The 25,076-nt window shown below is 43.6% G+C and carries 27 protein-coding genes; 20 read left to right on the plus strand and 7 right to left on the minus strand.

Annotated elements, in window-relative coordinates; genetic code table 11:
• Positions 1-734: 734 nt before the first annotated feature.
• Positions 735-3,116, plus strand: a complete 2,382-nt coding sequence (locus tag VGD82_RS10550) for an EAL domain-containing protein (protein ID WP_331020349.1) — start codon at positions 735-737, stop codon at positions 3,114-3,116.
• 60 nt (positions 3,117-3,176) lie between these two features.
• Here VGD82_RS10550 and VGD82_RS10555 read toward each other — a convergent pair whose 3' ends face one another.
• The gene (locus tag VGD82_RS10555; protein ID WP_331020350.1) at positions 3,177-3,794 is read right to left on the minus strand and encodes a response regulator transcription factor; all 618 of its coding nucleotides are present in this window, start codon (positions 3,792-3,794) and stop codon (positions 3,177-3,179) included.
• On the minus strand, positions 3,791-5,290 hold the full coding sequence (locus tag VGD82_RS10560; protein ID WP_331020351.1) for a PAS domain S-box protein: 1,500 nt from the start codon (positions 5,288-5,290) through the stop codon (positions 3,791-3,793). The genes VGD82_RS10555 and VGD82_RS10560 overlap by 4 nt, the downstream gene beginning before the upstream one ends.
• Positions 5,291-5,545: 255 nt before the next feature.
• Here VGD82_RS10560 and VGD82_RS10565 point away from each other — a divergent pair, with 255 nt between their 5' ends.
• The 19 genes from VGD82_RS10565 to VGD82_RS10655 all read left to right on the plus strand — a co-directional run bounded on the left by VGD82_RS10565 (position 5,546) and on the right by VGD82_RS10655 (position 22,441).
• The gene (locus VGD82_RS10565; RefSeq protein WP_331020352.1) at positions 5,546-5,740 is read left to right on the plus strand and encodes a Flp family type IVb pilin; all 195 of its coding nucleotides are present in this window, start codon (positions 5,546-5,548) and stop codon (positions 5,738-5,740) included.
• A 393-nt stretch (positions 5,741-6,133) separates the two neighbouring features.
• Positions 6,134-6,328, plus strand: a complete 195-nt coding sequence (locus tag VGD82_RS10570; protein WP_294838455.1) for a Flp family type IVb pilin — start codon at positions 6,134-6,136, stop codon at positions 6,326-6,328.
• A gap of 142 nt (positions 6,329-6,470) precedes the next feature.
• Positions 6,471-7,046 (plus strand): A24 family peptidase, encoded by a 576-nt coding sequence (locus VGD82_RS10575; RefSeq protein WP_331020353.1) that lies wholly within the window; start codon positions 6,471-6,473, stop codon positions 7,044-7,046.
• 171 nt (positions 7,047-7,217) lie between these two features.
• Complete coding sequence (locus VGD82_RS10580) at positions 7,218-8,540, plus strand: ATP-binding protein (protein ID WP_331020354.1); 1,323 nt, start codon at positions 7,218-7,220, stop codon at positions 8,538-8,540.
• A 54-nt stretch (positions 8,541-8,594) separates the two neighbouring features.
• Positions 8,595-9,491, plus strand: coding sequence for a Flp pilus assembly protein CpaB (cpaB, locus tag VGD82_RS10585; protein WP_331020355.1), 897 nt, complete (start codon positions 8,595-8,597; stop codon positions 9,489-9,491).
• 169 nt (positions 9,492-9,660) lie between these two features.
• A complete protein-coding gene (locus VGD82_RS10590) occupies positions 9,661-11,211 on the plus strand; it encodes a type II and III secretion system protein family protein (RefSeq protein ID WP_331020356.1) in 1,551 nt (516 codons plus the stop codon).
• A 12-nt stretch (positions 11,212-11,223) separates the two neighbouring features.
• Positions 11,224-11,553 carry a hypothetical protein gene (locus VGD82_RS10595; RefSeq protein ID WP_331020357.1) on the plus strand — a complete coding sequence of 110 codons (330 nt, stop codon included), beginning with the start codon at positions 11,224-11,226 and terminating at the stop codon, positions 11,551-11,553.
• Between the two features lie 36 nt (positions 11,554-11,589).
• On the plus strand, positions 11,590-12,975 hold the full coding sequence (locus VGD82_RS10600) for a Tad domain-containing protein (RefSeq protein ID WP_331020358.1): 1,386 nt from the start codon (positions 11,590-11,592) through the stop codon (positions 12,973-12,975).
• 2 nt (positions 12,976-12,977) lie between these two features.
• Positions 12,978-13,451: a TadE/TadG family type IV pilus assembly protein gene (locus VGD82_RS10605; RefSeq protein ID WP_331020359.1), complete on the plus strand. Its 474-nt coding sequence runs from the start codon at positions 12,978-12,980 to the stop codon at positions 13,449-13,451.
• A 21-nt stretch (positions 13,452-13,472) separates the two neighbouring features.
• Positions 13,473-13,982, plus strand: coding sequence for a TadE family protein (locus tag VGD82_RS10610; protein ID WP_331020360.1), 510 nt, complete (start codon positions 13,473-13,475; stop codon positions 13,980-13,982).
• A 19-nt stretch (positions 13,983-14,001) separates the two neighbouring features.
• Positions 14,002-15,180 (plus strand): AAA family ATPase, encoded by a 1,179-nt coding sequence (locus tag VGD82_RS10615; protein WP_331020361.1) that lies wholly within the window; start codon positions 14,002-14,004, stop codon positions 15,178-15,180.
• A 72-nt stretch (positions 15,181-15,252) separates the two neighbouring features.
• Positions 15,253-16,611 (plus strand): CpaF family protein, encoded by a 1,359-nt coding sequence (locus tag VGD82_RS10620; RefSeq protein WP_331020362.1) that lies wholly within the window; start codon positions 15,253-15,255, stop codon positions 16,609-16,611.
• Positions 16,612-16,625: 14 nt separating this feature from the next.
• A complete protein-coding gene (locus VGD82_RS10625) occupies positions 16,626-17,594 on the plus strand; it encodes a type II secretion system F family protein (protein ID WP_331020363.1) in 969 nt (322 codons plus the stop codon).
• 25 nt (positions 17,595-17,619) lie between these two features.
• Positions 17,620-18,558 (plus strand): type II secretion system F family protein, encoded by a 939-nt coding sequence (locus tag VGD82_RS10630; RefSeq protein ID WP_331020364.1) that lies wholly within the window; start codon positions 17,620-17,622, stop codon positions 18,556-18,558.
• Between the two features lie 52 nt (positions 18,559-18,610).
• The gene (locus VGD82_RS10635) at positions 18,611-19,816 is read left to right on the plus strand and encodes a LytR C-terminal domain-containing protein (protein ID WP_331020365.1); all 1,206 of its coding nucleotides are present in this window, start codon (positions 18,611-18,613) and stop codon (positions 19,814-19,816) included.
• Positions 19,817-19,907: 91 nt separating this feature from the next.
• Positions 19,908-20,150: a hypothetical protein gene (locus VGD82_RS10640; protein ID WP_331020366.1), complete on the plus strand. Its 243-nt coding sequence runs from the start codon at positions 19,908-19,910 to the stop codon at positions 20,148-20,150.
• A gap of 187 nt (positions 20,151-20,337) precedes the next feature.
• Positions 20,338-20,856, plus strand: coding sequence for a hypothetical protein (locus VGD82_RS10645; protein ID WP_331020482.1), 519 nt, complete (start codon positions 20,338-20,340; stop codon positions 20,854-20,856).
• A 411-nt stretch (positions 20,857-21,267) separates the two neighbouring features.
• Entirely contained in the window at positions 21,268-21,687 is a 420-nt protein-coding gene (locus VGD82_RS10650; protein ID WP_331020367.1) for a hypothetical protein, read from the plus strand.
• A 271-nt stretch (positions 21,688-21,958) separates the two neighbouring features.
• Positions 21,959-22,441 carry a hypothetical protein gene (locus VGD82_RS10655; RefSeq protein ID WP_331020368.1) on the plus strand — a complete coding sequence of 161 codons (483 nt, stop codon included), beginning with the start codon at positions 21,959-21,961 and terminating at the stop codon, positions 22,439-22,441.
• A 129-nt stretch (positions 22,442-22,570) separates the two neighbouring features.
• Here the strand turns inward: VGD82_RS10655 and VGD82_RS10660 are convergent, their stop codons facing one another.
• The 5 genes from VGD82_RS10660 to VGD82_RS10680 form a co-directional block, all read right to left on the minus strand.
• Positions 22,571-22,789: a hypothetical protein gene (locus tag VGD82_RS10660; protein ID WP_331020369.1), complete on the minus strand. Its 219-nt coding sequence runs from the start codon at positions 22,787-22,789 to the stop codon at positions 22,571-22,573.
• Positions 22,786-23,196: a low affinity iron permease family protein gene (locus tag VGD82_RS10665; protein WP_331020370.1), complete on the minus strand. Its 411-nt coding sequence runs from the start codon at positions 23,194-23,196 to the stop codon at positions 22,786-22,788. Before VGD82_RS10665 ends, VGD82_RS10660 begins: the two co-directional genes overlap by 4 nt.
• A gap of 76 nt (positions 23,197-23,272) precedes the next feature.
• Positions 23,273-23,602 carry a multidrug efflux SMR transporter gene (locus VGD82_RS10670; protein WP_331020371.1) on the minus strand — a complete coding sequence of 110 codons (330 nt, stop codon included), beginning with the start codon at positions 23,600-23,602 and terminating at the stop codon, positions 23,273-23,275.
• Positions 23,603-23,735: 133 nt separating this feature from the next.
• Positions 23,736-24,368 carry a DUF1294 domain-containing protein gene (locus tag VGD82_RS10675; RefSeq protein WP_331020372.1) on the minus strand — a complete coding sequence of 211 codons (633 nt, stop codon included), beginning with the start codon at positions 24,366-24,368 and terminating at the stop codon, positions 23,736-23,738.
• The gene (locus VGD82_RS10680; RefSeq protein WP_331020373.1) at positions 24,368-24,919 is read right to left on the minus strand and encodes a pyridoxamine 5'-phosphate oxidase family protein; all 552 of its coding nucleotides are present in this window, start codon (positions 24,917-24,919) and stop codon (positions 24,368-24,370) included. Before VGD82_RS10680 ends, VGD82_RS10675 begins: the two co-directional genes overlap by 1 nt.
• Between the last annotated feature and the right edge of the window lie 157 nt (positions 24,920-25,076).

The following is a 25,076-nucleotide window of genomic DNA, read 5'->3' on the forward strand; positions in this document are numbered from 1 at the left end:
ACACACTATCAAGAATAAATTCATTAAGTAATCCGCGCGAGCACGTATAAATCAACTGTTTGATACCTGATTAATGTTTTAAATATTCATGTTGTGGCAAGAGTTGCCCAAATGTGGGTACTTAAATAGCATAAATGCATATATCGGTCACTGCAGTTGCACTATAAATCGCACTTCTTTGGTGCTTTAGGTAGCGTTGGTGCATATAGGGTGTGCATTCAAAACCCATTAAATTGCAGATATTCCCTAGTATTGGTAGGGTTTTATTAAATCAACTGATTGTAATCATTGATAAGTTCACGGTTGGCATAGTGATTGCTTATATATTTTTACATTTTGAAAATTATCTTTTTGTTAAGTCAATTAATCAGGATGCTAAGTAATTGTATATGGATGGCTAACAAAGGGGCTGATTGTTAAGAATACTGTGAAATAAAGTTTAAATAGAGTCAACGCTGGCTCGTGTTTATAGGTAATACAAGGCAAAGGTGTCTTGATAATAAATTAACTCCTGAGGAATCGGAGTGGTTTGTTATCAGACACCTTTTTTATTTGCCCAAATTATTTATCAATAAAGCTAATTATTCATTTTATTGAAATAAGCAGTATGTAACATCTGGCCGGGCATGCTTATTGTTAAGCAAAGTTTGGCGTAGATGAGTGTGGTTGCAGAGCATTTCAATAGCAACAGTATTAAACAATGAGCAATAGAGTTTGAAAGGTTTTAATAAGCGATGCACAAAATAATTAATTTTAAGAGCAGCACTTTACTGCCATTAGCGCTAGTGTTTATTTCAGTCGTAGCAATGGTGCATAGCATCAATAAAAGTAAAGCCGATAGCGCAATGCTAAAGCGGACCTATACCTTATTAAATCTATCAAAAAATATTCAAACTATACCAATTGTTCAGAATGAAAGTTTTAAGTCTCGCCTGTTGCCAGGCAATGAAGGCATTGCTAAGACAGTGGATAATACGCTGGCGCGTATGTTAGATAATCTCATCCAAATGCAAAAGCTTACCGCTGATAACCCCGCTCAGCAGCGGCAAGTTGTGGTTGTACGTAATGCTTTAGAAACATTTATTCATGAGTCAAATAAGTCGTTGATCAATAAAGGCGGGCTCAATTTGTTAGGGCCCACTATATCGATAGTGTCTGATGGCGAAATTAATCATTTATATGCCATCATGATTGAACGCTTGCGTGAGTTTGATAGTAGCCTGCAAAAGTCTTCGCAGCAGCAGCAAAAGTATGCCAATCTCAGTGGTTTGGCTTCTGAAATTGTTATGTTAGTAAGTTTGCTGCTTGGCGTGTTTATTTTCTTGAAGACACATAAGGGTTTACGTAAAGAGGTTTCTCTGCGCCAACGGGCTGAAGAGTACTGGAAGTCCGCACTAACAGAGCTTAAGTATCAGAAGTTTGCATTAGATAAGCATGCGCATGTGGTCGTGACCGATATTCATGGACGCATACAATATGCAAATGCTAAATTCTGTGAAATTAGTGGCTATACTCAGGATGAGTTAATTGGTCAGAATCATTCCATCATGAACTCTGGTCATCATCCTAAAGGTTTTTTTAAGGAAATGTATCGCACGATCGCCAAAGGTGAGACCTGGCATAATGAAATATGCAATCGTACTAAGAACGGGCAGTTGTATTGGATGGATACGACAATCGTTCCATTTATGAATAGCGATGGTAAGCCTGAAAGTTACATTTCTATTCGTACCGATATTACCCAGCGTAAAGCGGTGGATGAAAAAAATCACCTTTTGGCTTTTTATGACCCACTCACCACCTTGCCTAATAGACGCTTCTTTGTAGATAGGTTATCCAAAGCTGTCACGGCTAGTAAGCGTTTTGGGCGTAAAAGTGCGCTTCTATTTCTTGATCTGGATTACTTTAAAACGCTCAATGACACGCAAGGGCATCATATTGGGGACATGCTGTTGCAACAGGTGGCGAGCCGTCTGAGGAGTGCCGTACGTGAAGGCGACACCGTTGCACGAATTGGTGGAGATGAGTTTGTTGTGCTGCTGGAGGAGCTCAATGAGGACATTATTGAGGCTGCAGGTCAAACTGAGGTAGTAGGGGAGAAGTTGTTAAATATACTAAATCAGCCCTATTTGCTTAATGGTAATGAGTATATAAGCACGCTCAGCATTGGTGTGGCAATATTGGATAGTCATATACAGACAGAAGAGGACTTGCTTAAACAAGCTGATATTGCAATGTATCAAGCCAAAAAGGCGGGTCGAAATATGATTAGATTTTTTGATCCAGTGATGCAAGACACGATTAACAGCCGGGTCGCACTTGAAAGGGATTTACGCAAAGCACTGAATGAAAAGCAGTTTCAGCTACATTATCAGGTTCAGGTTGACAGTACAGGGCTGCCAATAGGCGCTGAGGCATTAATCCGCTGGAGACACCCAGAGCGTGGCATGATTTCGCCTGCCCACTTTATTCCTTTGGCTGAAGAAACCGGACTTATCGTACCGATGGGCGCATGGGTGCTAGATACAGCCTGTGCTCAACTGGCGATTTGGCAAAAAAATCCAGTGACCAGCAACATTGAGTTGGCTGTTAACGTTAGTGCAAAGCAGTTCAACCAAGTCAATTTTGTGGAGCAAGTGCGTGAAGCTATAGCACGTCATCATATCAATCCATCTATGCTCAAGATTGAGCTTACCGAAAGCATGTTGGTAGATAACATTAATGACATCATTACTAAAATGAATGAGTTGAATGCCATGAAAATTCGCTTTTCATTGGATGATTTTGGTACTGGCTATTCATCTTTGCAATATCTAAAAAAACTACCGCTATCACAACTTAAGATTGATCAGTCTTTTATACGCGATATCACGATTGATAGTAGTGATAGAACAATTATATTGACCATCATCGCGATGGCTCGCGCATTGAACCTAGATATTATTGCTGAAGGGGTTGAAACGGATGCACAGCTTGCTTTCCTGCGGAATTATGGATGCAATCATTTTCAAGGGTATTATTTTAGTAAACCTCTAGCGATTGATGAGTTTGAGGTAATGCTTACAGATACTGCTGAATGTGGTCTAAGTAACCCTCTACTTACGCTAGTGGCTTAACTTATTAAGCTTAAATGGTAAAAAAATGGTTGTTAGCTAGTGCTAAATTGCGATAAACACTTACTCTTTTAAACCACTTTTATGGGCGATACGCGCTAAATCAAGCACATGGCTAGCGCCAGTTTTGTGCATGATATTCGATTTGTGGATTTCTACGGTGCGGTGACTAATGCCCAACTGACGTGCAATGTCTTTATTATGGTGGCCTTGAATCGCTAGCAGCATGACATCGTACTCGCGTTCGGTCAGGCTTGCGATGCATCTTACCGCCTCTTTGTAACTGGCATTTTCTGCGAGTGTTTTTTCTGACTCCATCATGGCAGCAACCACCACGCTGATGAGTTTTTCACGCCGGACTGGCTTGGTTAAAAAATCAATGGCGCCTGCTTTCATTGCTTTAACGCTGGTTGGAATATTGCCATGCCCTGTTAAAAAGATAATGGGTATCGTTATGTCGCGCTTAGCCAACTCGGCTTGCAGTTCCAGCCCATCCATTTCCGGCATTCTATAATCAATAATTGCACAGCCTGAACACTCTTGCGGGCAAGCCTCTAAAAATGCCTGAGCACTTTCAAATGCCATAACGGGAATATTTTCTTGCGCAATCATCAGGGCTAATGAATCACGAATCGCATGCTCGTCATCAACAATATAAACAGTGGGGGTAGTAGTTTTCATGGTGAAAATGGGAGTGTAAAGTGAAAGGTTGCACCTACCTTAACATCAGGGTCTAACCAGAGTTGTCCGCCATTGGCTTCTGCTAAAGTTCGGCTGATTGCTAGCCCCATACCAATTCCTTTAGGCTTGGTGGTGAAAAACGGTTCAAAAATATGTTTTGCAACTTCATGGTTTAAGCCCGGCCCCACATCCTGCACCGTGACGTGTGCCATGTTGATATTTGCGTTAGTACGTACGGTGACGCTGATTTCAGAAGATGCTATTTCAGCCTCACGCATTGCTTCTACGGCATTCCTTAGTAAGTTGACTAGTATCTTGAGCACTTGTGTTTTGTTGCCGAGCACGGGCCTTATGTTGTTTTCTAATTGCAGTACAGGGTGAAAATCAGAATAACCATAACTTTTTGCAACTAGAAATGCCTCTTTGACCACACTGTTAATATCTAACTGTTCGCGTGTCATCTCGCCTTTATGCAGAAACGAAAGCAGTTCGTGCAGGCTGCTACCTGCACGCTGTGCTTGTGCTACGCAGCCTTCAAGCGCGCGTTTTAGGCTGGCTGAATCTATGACCTTTTGCTTTAGCGCGTGTAATGCTACTTCACTGTAGGCGGAAATGGCGGTTAATGGCTGGTTGATCTCATGCGCAATGGCTGATGCAGTTTGTGTCGCAACTTCTTTGGCAAAAAGTGTTTCAGTTTCAGCATGTTGGTCTTGTAGTTTTTTTTCTATTACTTTTTGTTCGGTAATATCTCTTACTACGCCTAACAGCCTGGTCGCACGTCCATCTCTAAAGTGGGCGCGTCCAATGGCTGATATCCAACGCAAATCGCCAGTCGCCTGGTTAATAATACGGTACTCCACTTTAAGTTCACCATTGCCTAACGGGTCTGTCGCATGACGGATGGCGGATGCTCTAATCGCGCTGTCATCTGGGTGAATCATAGGTAAAACAGTGCTATTGTTTTTTTCTGTGTGATCAGGTTCGGCTCCCCAATATGCGAGTAACTGTTCATTTGCATCACGCATTTTAAGGTCAGCATCAAAATCAAAAGCAACAAGACCTGCTGCTTTTTTTGCCAGTCTTAAGCTTTCTTCACTAATCCGTAATGCTTGTTCTACGCTTTTGCGCTTAGCCACCGTATAAAAAGTAATCAATGTATAGGGCTTTTCTTGATGGCTGATTGGGCTTAAGCCGATGTCTACCTCTAGCTCTTTGCCTTGTTTGGTTAAAACAGAAAGTTCGTTGCCACTACCCATCGGCCGTTTTTCTGGATTTTGTGCGAATTTTATGCGGTGTTTAATGTGCTGGGCTTGATAGCGCTGGGGGATGAGTGCTTCAACTGGGAGGCCAATAATCTCCTGAGCTGTGTAGCCCAGTAGAGAGAGTGCGGCCGCGTTTGCCTCTGTAACTTTGCCAGCGTCGCTAATGAGCAACATGGCATCTGCAACTGCATCAAACAGTGTTTGAAAACTTAAACTTTGTAATGGATAGGCCAAGAAAAGTCCTTTAACAAGACACATCTAGTACGGCTATACCAGTGATTATAGATTAAAAGTAAATGGGTGTGTGCCTCTTAAATACCCTCTAAAAGACTAAGGGTTCGCTCGTATATAAGTAGTAATTTGATTGCAGTAGATTGAACACTTGGCAGCTAGGGTGGCTGAGTAGCTAAATAAATGGGTACTTAATAATAAAACTGAAGCAGTTGCCAATCAACGCAGCTTTGTTTTTTGATTAAGAGGAGATCTAAAATGAAAAAGCTATATTTAGGCGTACAGCGTTTTATTAACGATGAACAAGGCGTGACTTCTATCGAGTATTCCTTGATTGCCTTACTGATTGCGCTGGTAATTATCCTGGCAGTTACAGCAGCAGGTACGCGTGTTTGCGAGACTTTCAGAGATGTTGCAACAATGCTAGGTGGTGCACCAGCAGCTTGTCCTTAGTAAATGGGCGCGCGAAGCTGTGTTGGCGTTGCTATTTTGGTATAGACGTATTGATTCTTGAGTGCATGATTTTTTCATGATCATCCTGCATTAAAAGGGTGTTGCGTGCTGCATTTTAAGTGGGGTTGAGTGATTGAAAATATTTACAAGCTTATGAGCTTGTTAGAAAAAAAGAAGGGTTTTTTAATTTAAATACCCTCTAAAAGACTAAGGGTTCGCTCGTATATAAGTCGTTAATCAATTGCAGTAGATTACGCATATCGGCAAATGAATCAAGCTGATAGTAAGAATAATAAGCACTGGGGAATTTGCCCTTAAAGTGAAAAAGCACAAGAGAGCAGTAAGCGATTGTAGTTTTGTATGACGTGTTTTTCAATAAAAAGGAGTTTTAAAATGAAAAAGCTATATTTAGGTGTACAGCGTTTTATTAACGATGAAGAAGGCGTTACTGCTATTGAGTATGCATTGATTGCGGCATTGATTGCAGTCGTGATTATCGCTGCAGTAACAACAACAGGTACCCGTGTGTGCGAAACATTCAGGTCTGTTGCAACTGCCCTCGGTGGTGCTCCTGCTGCTTGTCCTTAGTGGGTAACAGTATAGGGAGGCAATTGTGGTCTTGAGGTGTTGTCCAGTTTGCACAAGGGTGATAACCGACATTAATCAAGACCACGGTTGCTCACTATCGCTTTCTGTTTGCAAAGCTTATGTTGAGTGAAATGAGAGAAAAATGACACCGAAGCTGATGGGATTGTTAGCCTTAGTGCCCATGTTGGTGCTGATGCTATTAGCGGCGAAGCAAGATATTAGCAGCCATCGCATCTCAAACAAACTGGTGCTCACAGGCGTGCTTTTTGGTGTGATTTTAAACGGAATATTACCTGAAGGCTGGGGGTTTAATTCGCAGATTCCAGGCGCTTTAGGTTGGTTGGCGGCATTTAAAGGGCTAGTGATAGGGATGGCGCTGTTTTTACCACTCTACTGGTTGCGTGCAATGGGTGCCGGTGACGTGAAGTTGATGGGTATGGTTGGTGCTTTTTTAGGACCCAATGATGTTTTAGGTGCTGTGTTAGCGACATTACTTGCCGGTGGGGTGTTGGCGTTATTTGTAGTGATGTGGTCTAAGCAATTAAGGCCTATGTTGCAAAACGTTAAACTCATTTTTTACGGTAGCGCCGTTAAGTTGAGTACAGGGCAGGCGCCATTGGTGGATGATTTACCAGTTTCAGTAGGAAAGTTGCCTTATGCAGTGGCAATTGGTTTAGGCACCTTTGCTTACTTGATTTGGCAGCGCTTGTACTTGTAGTAATGGTAGCTTGGTTTTTTGTTTAGTTTTCATGAGTCAGTTTCATGGAGAGTGAATAAGCGCTATTTATGTATGTAAGTTTACGTATTGGTTAAGTGGGGTGTAACCCCGAAAGAATAAAGATAATACAAAAATAAACAAATAAATTTAACCGAAAAAGTGAATTAAATCATGACAATAGACATGGCAGAATATAAAAGGGAATTGCGTGAGGAACGCCGTCATACACTAGTCCCCATGCAGCCTAGTACTATTGAGGAAACGGGGCTAGGTTTTCAGTTTATTGTTGAGTTGTTAACAAAAGCACTATTCTTACGTGGCCAGATGCGATTGATGGATCTGGTTTCTTACGCAAAACTTCCAGTTGCAGTCCTTGAGCCATTGCTCGCCTTTATGCGCACAGAGCGCATGTGTGAGGCTGTGCGTAATAGTGAGGCTGAAACTGCGATTGCTTACAATCTGACAGAGTTAGGCAGATTACGTGCAGAAGATTATTTACGTAAAAATCAATATGTAGGGGCAGCCCCTGTCAGTTTGTTGGCCTATATCAGGCAAGTGCGTCAACAGTCTATCGTCAATATGCATGTGACTAGGCCGAATCTATTAAGAATATTTGATGGTTTAGTAATTAAAGAGGGCTTGCTAAAACAGTTTGGCGCAGCCATGAACTCCGGCCGAGCAATCTTTGTATATGGACCAGCTGGTAGCGGTAAAACATTTATCGCAGAGCATTTAGCCAAATTATTATCTGGTGACGTAGCGATACCCCATGCCATTGTCGTGGATAACGAGGTAATACAGGTATTTGATCCGCTGACCCATCGCCCATCCGTACCAGCTGATGAGGTTGGTGGCCTGGGGTTAGACCGTAGGGTGATGTCTGACCAGCGCTGGGTGACCTGTCATCGGCCAGTGATTAAAACCGGTGGTGAATTAACGCTTTCCATGCTGGATTTAGATTTTGATGAGAGCGCTCGCTTTTATCAGGCGCCACCACAAGTGAAGGCCAATAATGGATTGTTGATTATTGACGACTTGGGGCGGCAGTTGACACCTGCTGTCGATATTATGAATCGCTGGATTGTGCCGCTAGACCGTCATGTAGATTACTTAGCGTTACATACCGGTAAAAAGTTCATGTTGCCATTTGATGTGATTGTGGTTTTCTCCACTAATTTAGCCCCTAGCAAGCTGACCGATGAAGCGTTTTTACGTCGGCTTGGCTACAAGATTTATGTTGGGCCATTAAGCGAAGACGAGTATCGCGTAATTGCTCAACAGGTTTGCGAGGAAATTAATATTCCTTTCAGTGAAGAGGGTTTTAACTATTTGTTGCATGAACATCACTACAAGACAGGCAGGCCACTTTTTGCCTGTATTCCTAGAGATATATTGGAGCAGCTTAGAGATATTGCACGATATGAAGGTAAACCGGCAATTATGAGTAGAGAGTTGCTGGATTGGGCCTGGAATAATTATTTTGCCCACGATTAATGTTTGATTGCGTCACGATATGTTGATGAGAACAGAAAATAAAGGGGATGACAGATGAAAAATCCAAGAGCATTTTTGATGATTGTGGTTTCAGTCGGCATAGGGTTAGGCGCTGTAGTGTTAGCCTCACGCTGGATCTCTCAACAAGCTGCTACGGTAGCTTCTAGCAAGGTGGTTGTGGCTGCCATCAATATTGATTTAGGCACACCGCTTACACCGCAAATGCTTAAGTTGGCAGATTGGCCAAGAGGCAGCGTACCTGTTGGTGCGGCTGATGATATTAAAACTTTAGATGCGAGGGTAGTAAAAACCAGCTTATTACAAGGTGAGCCTGTGCTGGAGTCTAAATTAGCTCCACTTGGTGCAACCGGTGGTTTATCTGCGGTGATTGCTGAGGGTAACCGCGCAATGACCGTTAGGGTAAATGATGTGGTGGGTGTGGCAGGCTTTGCCTTGCCAGGTAACTATGTAGACATCGTAGTGAATACCGAAGATGAAAGCGTGAAGGCTGAAAATGTGAACAAGAGCATTTCAAAAATAGTACTTGAACACATTATGGTACTAGCCGTAGCGCAAGAGCAAAACCGGGATGAAACAAAACCAAAAGTGGTGAATGCAGTAACGCTTGAGGTAACACCTGCACAAGCTGAAAAATTAGACTTGGCACGTAGTGTTGGTACGTTGTCACTGGTTTTGCGTAATCAGATTGATAAGAGCGTGGTGACTACAGAGGGTTCAACCAAGAAAAACTTGCTTAATCGTGTAGATGAGCCACCAGCTCCAGTAATGGCAGCTGCGGCAGAACAGCCTGTTGTTAAAACTCCGGTTAAACATGTAGTGAAAAAATCTGCGGCACGTAAACCTGCAATGCAGAGAGAAAGCTATGAACAGGTTGAGGTGGTGCGCGGCGCGACCAAAACCGTAGAGGAGTTTAAACCATCGGTTCAGTAAAACTGTGAATGTAGTCAGTGTAAGTAATGAAGCATCTATGAATGGAAGCGCTTAGTTTCAAAAGACAGTGAGATCGAGAAAGTGGTGATGAGTTAAGTCAATACTTAAGCAAAACCTAGCTCGTATCGAAATTTGGAATAGAAACGGCATATTGTCAGGGAGAATTGAGATGAACAAGCACAAGATCAAACGTGATCAGTTTTTACACAGCCAACTAAGGTTCTGTGTCAGTAATCTTCTGGCTGCTATGCTAGGCATGACGCTACTTTCCATAGCACCGCTACATGCAGCCGAGCCTCAAGCAAATATGCAGAATATCTTGGTAGCTGCGGTAACGCCTAAAAAGGCAGCCAGACCTACGCCATCCTCTACGGAGATTGTGCCTAGCGTTGAGCTATCTTTAGGGCAATCGCATCTGGTGAGGTTGCCTGCAGGGGTGAACTTGCAACGTGTAAAGGTAGATGATGACAAGATTGTACAGGTGGATGTCACCAGCCCTCGAGAGGTAGTGCTACATGCGAAGGCCATAGGCTCAACCATGGTGATTATCTTGGATAAGTCTGGTCAGTCTGCAGTGATGGATGTAAGAGTGGTTGCAGTGACCACGGCGATGGATGCCTCATCCTTGCAAGCAAAATTGCAGCAAATCATGCCTAATGAAAAGGGCATTAAAGTAAGTACTGCAGCAGAGTCTTTGGTACTTAGCGGTACTGTGAGTGACGCGGTAAAAGCAGATAAAGCCATGGCGCTGGCAGAGGCCTATAGCGGCAAAGATAAAGATAAAAAGGTCATCAATATGCTTCAGGTAGCAGCACCGCAACAGGTGATGCTGGAAGTGAAAATGGCGGAGGTTTCTAAAAACCTGTTAGATAAACTGGGAGCATCGTTTGGCGCCTCTCGTGTAAATGGCGGTGTGGCCTATGCGATTGCATCTGGGTTCTTGAGCCTGACAGGGGCTGATCCATTATCCCCCGGTGGTTTGTTGACCATAACCAAGGGCAATACTGCAATTAAAATTGACGCTGAAAATAAAGATGGTGTCGTCAAGATTTTAGCTGAGCCTAATATTATCGCCATTAGTGGTCAAGAAGGTAGCTTTTTGGCGGGCGGTAAAATCTTCATCCCAGTACCACAAAACAATACTGGTGGTGGCGCTTCTGTACTTACTTTAGAAGAGCGTGATTTTGGTGTAGGCCTAAAATTTACACCAACCGTACTTGAAGAAGGAATGATTAACTTAAGAGTGGCACCTGAGGTTTCTGAGCTTAATCAAGGAGGTACCACTGTAGGCGGTAGTGTATTTCCATCATTTACGGTTAGGCGTGTTGCTACCACAGTGCAGCTTCGTGATGGTCAAAGTTTTGCGATTGCTGGTTTAATCAAAAACAATGTCACAGAGAACATCCGCCGCTTCCCAATTTTAGGAGAGATTCCAATTATTGGGGCACTGTTCCGTAGTAGTTCTTTTCAAGAAGATAAAACCGAGCTGTTATTTGTTGTAACCCCACGCTTGGTAAAACCACTACCACCTGACTTTGCGTTGCCGACTGATCACTTTAACAAACCAGGTAAGGCAGAGTTCTTCTTTAACGGTAAGTTAGAAGGCAAACCAGCTGAGCCTGCAACAGAAGAGAGTTCAGCACAAAGCGCCCCTGCACCTCAGCCTAATTCTGCAGCCCCAGAGACAAGTGGTGCTAAAGATGGCTTTGAAATGAAATAAAAGGAGATAGTCATGCACACCTTAACATTTAAATACATTCTATCTGCCTTAATCGTGTCTGCCGCTATGGTCGGTTGCTCCACCACTAATACGCCAGTACTAGACGAGCATTTTGGTGAAGCGGTGAAGGCAGCAAGAGCGCAACAGACTATTAACCCGGATGCTTCGATGAATACTGACCCTGCGACAGGGATTAGTGGTCAGGCGGCGGACGCTGCGGTTGATAGATATCACAAGTCCTTTGTTCAGCCGCCAGCAACCCCCAACGTGTTTAATATTGGGATTGGGTCTAGCGGTAGTTCTGGCAGTGGTAGTAATACAGGCAGTACTGGGACAAGGTAAGGCTTTGGCGCCCACTGGGCAACGAAGGAGAGCCACATGAGCAAGCATATAAAATGTAATCCGCATGGCATGCAACGCCAGCGAGGTGCAGTAGCGTTAATCGTTGCAATCTGCTTAGTGTTGCTCGTAGGGATGCTGGGTTTGGTGTTGGATTTAGGTCACCTTTATGTGACCAGAACCGAACTACAAAACGCAGCTGACTCTTCTTCGCTTAGTGGTGCTAGAGAGCTTAATGGAAAAGTAACAGGCATTAATAACGCGATTACCAGAGCCATTGAAGCCGCTGGTAAGAATAAATTTAACCTAAATAGCACAGCAGTGGTCGTTAATACCAGCAATATGTGGGTAGGCAGCTGCCCAGCTGATGGCTGTATGGTGCCGATTAGCTCGGTCACCACTGATGCCTTGGCTGGAGATAAAACTTTTTTAAAAGTAGATACAGGTTTGCGTACCATCAACACCTGGTTTATTCAGGTATTGCCGGGGGTTGCCAGTAGCGCCCAAACCTTTGGTATGGCGGTTGCAGGCAAGTATGCAGTTGATATTACGCCAATTGCTATCTGTGAGCAGCCTGATCCAGGTACCGTGCACGAGTTAGGATTTGAGCGTGGCGTTTCTTACAATGTTCAATATGCTAACCCGCTTGGCCCAGGCACCTTGTTTTGGATTGACCCCGAGTCAAATGTCCCAGGGGTTTGCCCTGTGATTAGTACCAATGCAACACTGCCGTATGTGTGTACGGGGAAAGTTGGCTTTACACCGATTATAGGCGATACAGTAAACACTAACACTGGGGTGTCCGTACCACAATTAGCAGCTCTTAATTCAAGGTTTGGGGACTATACGCCTCAAAATAAATGTGACGTAGCGACCGCACCGCCTGATACCAATGTCAAAGAATATATTTATAACAATGCAGGGGTTGGGTCACCTAGGGCTTGGATGGGAACAGACCCAGATAAACAAAGCATTTTGTTTGTTGACAGAGCTACCAATGGTACATGTAAACCTAATGCTCCTTGTAAACCTAGGCCATACAGTTTAAGAGCAGCAACAGACTACGGCGTTTTATGGTCAGGATATAGAAGAGCAGGTGCCGTTGTTTCAGATTGGCCAACCTTATATCAGGGCAATACCGCTACGTCTTACCCTGAGCCATCGCCCTATGCGCAAGGTAGTGGAAACTTCTTTACAGCGCCGCCTGTGGCTATTCAACCAGGTAAGCCTGGGCGTAGGGTGCTCAACATGGTGATTATTGACTGCACCACGGCAGGCGGTGTGTGTCGACCCGCTACCGTACTGGGTGTTGGTAGGTTTCTGATGCAGACTAGATCTGTTCCAACGGCTAAAGATGTTTTTGTTGAGTTTGGTGGATTGTTACCAACTCCTTTACCAACGAGTAATATTAAGCTTTACAGATAATCATGAAAATCACACAACTAAAATTTAACAGTAGATTAGGGCTAGCAAAGCAGCAAGGCGCTGCAGCGATCGAGTTTGCCCTGCTATTGGTGTTACTGCTGATGTTTGTGGCAGGGATTGTGGAGTTTGGTCGAGCTTTTTGGTATTACGATGCTTTAACCAAAGCTACGCGTGATGGTGCTAGGTACCTTTCTAATACTAGGGTCAGTGCTTTGGTGGCGCTTGATACAGCAACACAAGATCAGGCTAAACAAATGGTAGTTAATGCAGCTACGCAGGCGCAAGTTCCAAGTTTTACAACAGCAGACGTGACAGTAACTTGCGAGCCAAATTGTGACACGCCGGTGTATGTCATCGTCGCGATTAATGCGTACCCCATTACGATTGGTGGGTGGATTCCAATCTTCCTACCAGTAGGGTCAACGACTTGGGCCACTACGCTATCGCCTTCTACTGCGATGCGGTACATGCATTGAAGGGAATTGATGATGCTTAATATGATGAAAAATTACAACAGGCGGCAACGGCAGCAAGGCGCTGCGGCAGTTGAGTTTGCGATCATTGCCTTACTTTTATTTACCATACTGTTTGGCATTTTAGAGTTTGGGCGATTGTTCTATGTTTATAACACAGTGCAGGAAGTGACGCGGCATGCAGCGCGTGAGGCTGTGGTTAGGTGGGTGGATAATTCCAACACTAGCCCGGCAAAAGTATTGGCACTCTTTGGGGGGGCTTCTATACCGGCTGGTGCGGAAATTACGGCAGCTAATATTGATATTCAATATTTGACTGCCAGTGGTGCTGTGCCTAGCCCGTTTCCATTAAGTGCTTCAGACAATATTGCAGCCTGCTTAACAGGCCCAGCAGGCTGTATTGCCTTAGTACAGGTTTCTATTATTGGCGCGAGTTATGTGCCAATGGTTGGGTTATTTCCGTTCCTGAATTTGCCGATTCCGGCATCTACAGTGACGATGCCTGCGGAAAGTTTAGGTTACACCGGATCATAAACAGAATGGCGGCAAAAAAATGAAAATAATAGTGATTTCGCCTAACAAGGTGCTGAGAGAAGAAGTTCTACTGAGTATTAAAGGGGTTGATGCGTCTAAACACGCCTTAGTGTTTGGGGATGGATTTAGTAGCTTGGGGCAAATGGTAGAGGCTGAGCATCCAGACTTAATGATTATTGATAGTGTTTGTATTGAGAACGGTAACCTCAGTATTTTAGAGGCGATTAGTCTGCGCTTTCACCATATATCAATCATTCTGTTATCCCAAAATGCATCATCAGAATTCTTAATGTCGGCAATGCGTAGTGGTGTGAAAGATGTGTTGAGCCTACCGCTGCAGGCCAGTGATTTGCAAGCAGCAGTAGGCCGCGTTGAGCTTAAGCTTAAACAATCTGTACCAAAAAGCAAAAAAGGCAAGGTCATTGCTTTTGTGGGCAGTAAAGGAGGTAGTGGCGCTACGTTTCTTGCATGTAATCTCGCTTATATATTGGCAGAAAGCAGTGAAGCCAAGGTGGCACTGTTGGATTTAAATCTGCAGTTTGGTGATGCGGTACTGTTTGTGAATGACCATGTACCCCCAAATACACTCGCCGATGTAGCCAAGAATATCAGGCGCTTAGATGCTTCACTGCTTAAATCTTCTATGGTACATATTTTGCCAAACTTTAGTGTGCTGGCCGCGCCGGAAGATGCTGAGTCAGCACAGGATGTGAAGCCAGAGCATATAGATGCGCTACTTAAACTTACAGCATTAGAGTATGACTTTGTAGTGGTGGATATTGGCAGAACGCTCAATGCTACTGGAGTTAAAGCCTTAGATCATGCAGATTTGATATTTATTGTACTGCAAGAAACATTGCCTTTTATACGTGATTCAAAACGTTTATTACATGCATTCCGCTCACTGGGTTACGCAAAAGAAAAAGTTAATATCGTGCTTAATCGGCATGAAAAAGGAGGGGATATCCGATTAATAGATGTAGAAACTGCGCTAGATATGAAAGTTTATAAAACAATACCAAACAGCTATCTTGCCGTTTCTGCGTCCGTTAATCAGGGTGTGCCTATCGTAAAAATTGCTAAGAATGATGCGGTGACTAAAGCCTTGCAGGAAGTTGCAGAAAGCTTGGTGGAAGGCTCTAAGGCTAAAAAGTCTGGATGGCTGGGCAATTTGCTACACCATGCATCATTACTTTAAGCGAGGTTGCAACACGTACGATTGACGGGATGTAGATAAGAATAAATGCTGAATTGAGGAAGGAATTTAATTATGTCATTACGTGATCGATTAGAAGATGTTAAAAAAGATGCGGTGTTAGAGCCGCAAGGCAACCAAACCGATGGTTTAATGGGTAATAAGGTGTATCAGGAATTAAGGTCACGTATTCACCGTAAGCTGCTAGATCGCGTTGACCTTTCCATGATGGAAAACATGCCGCCGGAGCTATTAACGGCCGAACTGAAAACATTAGTAGAGCGCCTGCTTACAGAAGAGGCCGTGGCAATTAATGATATAGAACGCATGAATCTAGTGCGTGATATTCAACATGAGGTACTAGGCTTAGGGCCATTGGAAATTCTGATGGCAGACCCAACAGTCTCAGATATTTTGGTCAATACCTATAACCAGATTTACATTGAGCGTAAAGGTAAGTTAGAGCTAAGTGATGTGCGTTTTGAAAGTGAAGCGCACTTGCTGAAGATTATCGATAAGATTGTTTCAGGTGTGGGTCGGCGGGTGGATGAGTCTAGCCCGATGGTTGATGCACGCTTACCTGATGGATCTCGTGTGAATGCGATTATTCCGCCTTTGGCTGTCGATGGCGCTATCTTGTCGATTCGTCGTTTTGCCATCACACCATTGATGATGAAAGACCTTTTGCACTATAAAAGCTTAACACCAGAAATGGCAGAAGTACTTGAAGGTTTAGTCAAAGCAAAAGTGAATATCTTGATATCTGGCGGTACCGGTACCGGTAAAACAACCTTGCTAAATGTCCTGTCTGGGTATATTCCAGAAAGCGAGCGCATTATCACCATTGAAGATGCAGCCGAACTGCAATTGCAACAACCTCATGTCGTACGCCTAGAGATACGTCCACCCAACATTGAAGGTAAAGGTGAGGTAACACCCCGCATGCTGGTGAGAAACAGCTTACGGATGCGTCCTGACCGTATCATCGTCGGTGAGGTGCGTGGTCCTGAAGTAGTTGACATGTTGCAGGCCATGAACACAGGTCATGAAGGCTCAATGGCAACTGTGCACGCCAACACACCGCGTGATGCCTTAACGCGCTTAGAGAATATGATGGGTATGGCCGGTTTCAATCTGCCAACCAAGGCAATGCGTGAGCAAATTAGCTCTGCACTCACTGCCATTGTTCATATTACTCGTTTAAGTGATGGCCAGCGTAAAGTGACCAACATCAAAGAAATTACCGGCATGGAAAGCGAAGTGATCACCATGCAGGACATTTTTGTTTACGAGCAAACAGGCGTGTCTGACAAAGGGGTGGTACAGGGTCACCTCAAAGCAACCGGTATCCGGCCTAAATTTATCGAGCGTTTGCGGGTGCATGGTGTACAAATATCAGACAACTTGTTTGACCCAACAAAACTGTATGAGTAGGAGAGGAGCTTAATATGGACTATCTCTACTATCTATTTGCGATATTAGCGTTTCTGGCGGTAGTGCTATTTTTAGAAGGCGCGTACATGGCTTGGAACGCTTACAAGGGGCCGGAAGCAAAGCGTATTGAAAGACGCCTGGAGGCAATGACTCTTGGTAAAGAGCATGAAAGTACCTTGGTTAAGCAACGCATGCTAGCCGAGTCGCCAGGCATTGCCAGTCTTTTGCAAAAGTTTCCTAGGGTTAATCAGGTAGACAAAATGCTTTTACAATCTGGGGTCAATTACAGCGTGGCAAGGTTTTTAGGTATTTGCCTGCTACTGGCAGCAGCAGGGTTTGCACTGGCGTTGTTTTTTGGAACAAACTTAACTGTGGCAATTATTATCGCAGTTGTCTTTGCATTCTTGCCGCTCGTTTATGTGCTCAGCGCTAAGCAAAAACGCATTACTACGATTGAGCAGCAACTGCCAAGCTCACTTGATTTAATGGGCCGGGCTATGGTGGCCGGGCATGCTTTTCCTAGCGCTTTGCAGATGGTTGGCACTGAAATGCCAGAGCCGATTGCTTCGGAGTTTCGCATTGTGTTTGATGAAATTAATTACGGTATTCCGACATCTGAAGCCTTGATGAACTTAATCCAGCGTGTGCCAAGCACCGATGTCAGTTATTTTGTGATTGCGGTGCTGATACAGCGTGAAACCGGCGGTAATTTAGCTGAGCTCTTGGGGAATATTAGCGATTTGATTCGGGCTCGTTTGAAATTGCTAGGGTCTGTGCGTGTTTTATCTGCGGAGGGACGCTTATCTGCTTGGATTCTGACATTGCTACCATTTGCGTTGGGTGCCGTACTGCAGTTGGTTAACCCTAAGTTTTTGAGCGTGCTGTGGACAGATCCCAATGGTCTGAGAATGGTGATAATGGCACTGATCTTGATGGTTCTTGGTATTTTTGTGATGTGGCGGATTATCAAAATTAGGGTCTGATACATATTAAATAAGTGAGAACATCATGAACACAATTCAAATAATTTATCTGGTTCTTATCTTTATTACAGTTTTTATTGTTGCGATGGTCGTTGTTGGCCAGTTTAGCGCCAGCCCTTTAGAGGCTAGGCTAAAGATATTAAAAGGTGATGATTCTGATGCAGCAGAAGATGATCCTGTTTGGGTAAGCCGTATTGTTAAATTAACTGGGCCAATTGCTAAACTGTCTTTACCAAAAGAGGGGTGGGAACAATCACAGCTACGTATTCGTTTTATGAATGCAGGGCTGCGCAGTGCGAGTGTGCCAATTTTATTCTTTGCGGCTAAAACCATTCTTACCTTTGCATTGCCAAGTTTGTTTATCTTATACACAGTTATTTCTGGCGCGATTGTTAAGCCTAACAATTTGATGATGATGCTAATTTTGCTGGCGGCAATTGGTTATTTCTTGCCAAACGCAGTGTTGTCACATCGTATTGATAAGCGTAAACGTGAAATATTCGAGAGCTTTCCTGACGCGCTTGATTTGATTATTGTGTGTGTTGAAGCAGGTTTAGGCTTGGATGCAGCACTGGCTAGAGTGGGTGAGGAAATGCATGTAAGAAGCCCAATACTGGGCGAAGAGTTGCATTTAATCAATCTGGAGTTGCGCGCAGGTAGCTCACGTGAGCGGGCATTGCGTAATTTGGCATTACGCACAGGCGTAGAAGAAATTGATACGTTAGTTGCCATGCTGGTGCAGTCAGATCGTTTTGGTACCAACATTTCAGATTCATTAAGAGTGCATGCAGATAGTTTACGCACCAAACGCCGTTTAATGGCCGAAGAGGCCGCGGCAAAAATTGCAGTTAAATTGTTATTTCCACTTATCTTCTTTATTTTTCCGTCTATGTTGTTGGTATTGTTGGGGCCAGCCTTTATTAGCATACACAACATTTTGTTACCAACCCTTGCCGGACAGTAAGTAGACAAGACGCAGTAGTTAAGTTGTAGCTTAAGTAGCAGTATGGAGGTGAATGATGAAAAGTAAACGTAAAATCTTACCTTTGGCATGTTGCGTTGCAATACTGAGCGCATGTGCGTCTAATCAAAAGGCAGCAGAGATACCCTCATGGATGATTAGCCCCAATGTTAAAACTAGCAATGCGCAAGCCAGTGCAAGCGCGATGTACAAGTTAGGCCGATATTATCAGGGGCAGCAGCGCGATGATCTGGCGATAGAAGCTTACCAAAAATCAATTTATGCAGATTCAAGCTATGTTGAGTCTTACAATGGCTTAGGCGTGGTTTATGCAAGGCAAGGCAAGTATCAAAAAGCTATAGATGCATTTAAATCTGCACTTGGTTATGCTCCAGCGGCAGCACATATATATAGCAATATGGGTTATGCCTATTACTTGCAAGGCCAATACACAGAGGCAGTTATCTCTTTAAAGCAAGCCACTACGCTTGATCCAACCAACCTGCGTGCGCTTAATAACCTAGGAATGGCTTATGCTAAAGCTGGTAGTCAGGGCGAGTCTATTCAGGCTTTTACTCAGGCGATTAGTGTAGAGGCTAAAGCCGCCAATGTAGCGGCGCCTGCACAAGATACATTGGCACAAGAAAATTCTGTTGATTCATCTGAGGCAAAACCTGCCAATGTGACTGAAGTTTTCACTGCCAAGGTAGCTGCTCCTCAGGCTGACTTGCGGGAGTTAGCACTCCCTAAAAACGGCGGGGTGATTCGGCCTGCACCTTTATCAGGAACTGTGCCGTTGGTGGATAGCCGTGTTAAGTTAGTGCAATTGTCCCCCAATGTGTTTGAACTGCAATCACAGCAGTTGGGTGCAATGCCAGTTCAGGAGGCTGAGCAAGCTGTGGTGGTGAACTGGGCGCAAGCGCACCTAGAGGTTGCTAACGGTAATGGTGTGACCGGCATGGCAGGCCAAGTAGGTAAGTTTTTACTGGGGCAAGGCTACCCAGTCACAAGGCTCACCAATCAAAAACCATTTATCGTTAAACGATCACAAATTCAGTACCGAGACGGCCATCATGAGGAAGCTCAACTTTTAAAAGATAGCTTACCTGATTCTCCACAGCTTGTTCAGCGTAACGATCTACGTGCAGATGTTGGCGTGAGGTTAGTGCTTGGTAGTGATATGCGTACACATATTGCATATTTTGGCACAAAACCAGATGCAACGCAGATGGCTTCAACATTGAATAAGCCTAAAACTTAAATGGCATTTAACATCAATTGATATGTAGTGGTGGTTTGTAGTGCAGTGTGGTTGGTATGTTCTTTAACTTGATAACTTAAGGGAGTGAAACATGGCTAATATGGATAACATCATTGAACCGGGCAGACAGGGTGTTTGGGTTGCTGCAACTTTTGTGATGGCATTACTGGCGCTGGTGGTAGCAATCGTTGGGGTCAATCGTAATAGTGAGTTACTGTACATGACACAAACTGAGCTCTTGTTGGTGAATCAAAAAATTGAGGCGCTACAAGGAGGCAAAGCACCACCAGCCGCACCTGCAGCGCCAGCCGCACCTGCGGCGGCCGCCGAGTAATTATGGCTGGCAGTGTTGCCTCTATTTGGCATGTTCTAAATATTACCTATTGGTAAACTTTAGAACATGCTGAATACGCATACTACGATGCGTCTTATCGCTCTATAGTGTGGTGGTTTTTAAGTATCTTTGTGATAGCTAAAGTTGCTGGTACAGTTAGATACTACAGAGAGATAGGAGATTGATGATGAAAACACCTGTTTTTAAATTAAGTTATATTCTCAAGGCTTTATTATTAGGGCTAGTCTTTTCTACTGCCATAGTTACCCCTCAGGCAGCGTTTGCTAAGAAACCATCTCAGAGTTATGAGGAGCAAGATAGAGATTACAACGGTGATCAATATGAACGCGGCGAACGTGGCAACAATCGTGATAATGATACCAATTTGAGTGTTAGCCTCCATTTTGGCGATAGACAGCGTACTGTAGTGCATGACTACTACGACAGAGATCGTCAATCAGGGTTTTGCCCACCAGGCTTAGCTAAAAAGCGCAATGGATGCATGCCGCCAGGTCAAGCCAAAAAGTGGAGGGTAGGCCGCCCGCTTCCTAGGGACGTGGTATATCAGGATTTGCCACCACGCTTAGTGGTTGAGTTAGGTGTTCCTCCTGCTGGTCACCGCTATGTCAGAGTCGCTGCAGATATTTTATTAATTGCGGTGGGCACCGGCATGGTGATTGATGCAATTGAAGATCTAGGTAATTAGTTTCAGGGTTATTTATTCCGATAGCTGTTGTAGGCTTAATGCTTACGTGTTTACCCGTATGTACCAAATACCTCAATCAGGTTAGATTGTCGAACGTACAGAGGCAACACTAAATGAGTGAGTGATCACAACATTTAATTTAGTGATGCCTTTGGTTTTTTTGATACCTTAATCAAGGGTGCCATGGTGCTAACAACAGAAGCCATTAAAGTAAAAAAAACGTCCCAGTGCTTAATCTGCAAGTTATATAACTGCGATGCTCAGCCTGTATATCAGGCGTCCATAGATAAAAATCATGTCTTACAAATAACAGTGTGTATTGCCGTGAGCCTTCGTTGCATAACGTAATCTCATGGGTTTAAGCTTGGCGCAAAGTGATGGTTTGCTAGTACTACAAACGGAGACGATACAATGAATGCATCATCCAATGTATATCAGTTGCAAGGCATGATACCTAGTAATCTTTTAATTCGGCATGATCAATATGAGGATACTGGGTTAAATCTGCCAGAGTTGACCATTTATGACAACGGTATGATTAGAAGTTGTAGTAAAGCTGCTGTTGAGCTATTAGGGTGCTCATTCGATAAACTCAAGTGGCGTCATATATCGATATTTCTTCCGCAATTGTCTGAAATTGCAATCACAAAAGGCGGACAAATTAACCCTAACTTAAGGTTCTTGTCTCACATCGGTCATCATTTTGATGTGGTTGACATGCAAGGCGCACACATTACCTGCGCCTTGTTTTTTAATGAGATAGAGTGTTCCGGTAAACATTATTTAAGAGTGATATTCCGTCCGGTTGAGCCTCAATACTCTTTGCTCTAGTTGCTTATATAGCCTATATAAGTTGTCAAAATATTCATTGATAATATTGCAGGCTGTTGTCATATCAAATTGGATGTTTATTACTTTCTGTAAAACATACTTATGGTTTAAGCATGGCTAATTACTGCCATGCTTTTTTTCTGTGAATAATGATGATATATGGTATTTATGCGAAAGATAATTGAATTAAAAAATAATATATAAATCAAATATCTATGATATAAAGAGTTGTAAAGTTTTATTGCTTTTAATGTTAATAAGGAGAACACTAATGAACTATTTAAAGCATATCATCATCGCTAGCATTACACTTTTAACCGTATCAGTTTCAATGGCTACCTACGCTTACACCGTTGTGCCAGAGGAAATGGTGCCTGAAGACGCTACAGAGCCCGACATGAGTGCAGTGACCCCTGTAACTGTGGGCGATGTTACTTATCTCTCAGGTGGTATAGGTAAATCAGAATCAGTTGCCATGCGCGGCAATGCAAAAAATTATGCGCTGGAAATTGTGTTTGTAGAAAAGTCTGGCGCCTTAGAGGAGTACTTGTCCGAAGTTAAGCTACAGATTCAAGATGCCACTAAAAATACCGTGCTGGATATTAATACAGAAGGGCCATATTTCTTAGCAAACTTACCGCAAGGTAAATACCAAGTGAGCGCTGAGTATAAAGGCGAGGTTAAAACGCAATTAGTCACCATCAGTAAAAAGAAACACGCCAAACTGGTATTTTGGTGGCGTATGGTAGAGTAGTTTTGAAATTCGCGGCAGTTCTTACACAACACTGAGTAAGCTGCGCTAACTATCATGATAGTCATGGCCTTTAGGCTAACCTTTAAGGTCATGGCTATGCGTTGTATAAACGCACAAATTAGTTAATTATTACTTGCCGGGGCGCCCATCAATCTTGCAGTTTGCATCTTTGTATGGCCCACTAGACTTTATCCAGCCATCACCGGGGCTGGTTTGAGTACACCACACTTCATTATTTAGCTTACTTTTCCATTTGTACCAAGCTGCGGGTGCAGCCATTGTGGCTAGCGACACCAATATGCCAGCTGCAAACAAAACCATGCTCTTTTTCATAGTTTTGGATTTCATGGTTCTGGCGTGCCGGTATCTTTGTTGCCAAGTATTAGCTCCGAGCGTGCAGCGGCAGCAAGTGCTTGATACTTCATCTTAAATGCATCCAGATTTTCTTCTTCAAGTTCTTCTAAGTCTAACAATGCGTTATGTGCACCCTTAGTTGCCCTAATTAACTCATCAAGCTTGAGTTGAATCGCCTCAGTATCGCGATTCTGGGTATTTTGAATCAAAAATACCATTAAAAAGGTGACGATAGTCGTGCCGGTATTAATCACCAATTGCCAAGTATCGCTAAAGTGAAATATCGGGCCCGTCACCACCCAAATTAAAATCACGGCCACCGCCATAGAAAAAACACGCGGTCGGCCACAGTAGTGTGCCGCAACCTTGGCAAAACGGGAGTACCAAACACTGTTACGCATACAATGATTCCCTTTAAAGTTTAACGTGACAATTCAGGCGCTGACACTTTTTTAGACTAACAGCTTCGACATGCGTTTAGTGTGCCGTCGATTTGGAAAAAAAGTTAAGTATCACAACACCAGCAATAATCAGGCTAATGCCAATGATGGCGGCTGTATCAAGTGGCTGGCGATATACAAACCAGCCAATCAGTGAAACTAGAACAATGCCAATACCTGACCATGCTGCATAAGCAATGCCAATGGGGAGTGTGCGTAGTGTGAGTGATAAAAAGTAAAACGCAGCAGCGTAACCTACCACCACCACGATGGAAGGCACTAGTTGTGTAAAACCTTCGGCCGCTTTAAGCGCGGATGTTGCGATAACCTCTGAAACTACTGCAATTGCTAAATAAAACCAGTTCATTGTTGCACCTAACCTAATGTTTGACTGACAGCGTGATTTAAAGCCACAATCCAAGCTTGACGTGATTACCAATCCTCAAATGATTATAAGGCATTCAATACTATATAGCGTTCGCAGTAATTGATAACGTGGCTTACCCATTCACTATGGCACTAATAAAACTTGCGCCACTTTGCGAATACACTAACCAGCCCATGGCAGCACAGTTCATGATGACGGTAAAGAAGAACATTACTTGAAATTCTTTTTTTACCGATTTATGCCGCAATATACTTTGTGCAAGCGCAGCACCGGGCCAGCCACCAATCAAACTCAATAAATGCAATTGGCTTTCTGGCGTTCTCCGCAAGTTATGCTTGGCGGCTGATTTGTCCAAGGCATAATTAATAAACGTCAACGTACTTAGCCCTAGGTATAACAACAATAGCGCTAATGGCGCCCAACCTGCCAGTACCGTGACTGCTAAAAGCGCACAAAAAATCAGGGAGAATTTAACCCCTAATGCGCTATGTTTATTTGGGTTGTTTTGTATTGAACGACGGTTTACAAAATTAATGTTTTTGGCAAAAGTGCGTTTGTTTTTATCAATGCTCAGCTCGTACGTAATTAAATCACCATTCTTGGGCCGTAAAGATGCACTGGAAAACTGCTTGATATGCACAAATGCGCGTTGGGGGTGAGTATTGGGCGTATCACCGCCATTAAGCACAACAAACCCATACCCTAGGTCATCTTTCCAATCTGTTATTTTCCCCTGATAACGCATTAGCTGCTTTTGGCTAGAATGTGTGTAGGTAAGCCGTCAATACTCACCTGATTTTTATCTGCCCAGTATTGTTTAATACCCTCATCACCTTTTTTTGTAGCCCAATCAGAGAGCTGCTCTCTATCGCTATCGTATGACAAATAAGGCACAGCAATGCCGCAAGAGCTTTGTACAAGATCAATTTTCATATCAAAAACTTGGCGAGCACCAGGTAACGGCTGGAACAAGGGGAAAAGCTCATCCCACTCTGCGTCGCCCTTGTGATAAACCTTGGCCGTGCCATACAGCCGTAAAATTAAGGGAGGGCCATCAAATGCACAAAGCATAATAGTCATTCGAGGGTCTTGCTGCACATGCGCAGATGTTTCATTACCGCTGCCAGTCACATTGAGCCAGGCAACACGCGTACTACTGATTACCCGTAATGAATCCATCCCCTTGGGCGAAACATTAACGCGGCTATCAGTACATGCCGTCCCCACAAAAAAGATCTTCTGCTCAGCAATAAATTGAATATGTTTTTCAGATAACTCGTTAAATTTCTGCCCCATTACTACTCCATGCGGTTGGTGACTACTAAATTATTGGTAATTCATTGTAACGTAGCATTTAATAAGCTGGTATAGGTTAAGCGTTTGAGAGGGTGGTAATGCAGGTAATGTTTTTATCTAGATGCCTAACTTTTGACATGTTTGTACTGAATAGCTG

This window comes from Methylotenera sp. (assembly GCF_036401095.1).
Classification (GTDB): Bacteria; Pseudomonadota; Gammaproteobacteria; order Burkholderiales; family Methylophilaceae; genus Methylotenera.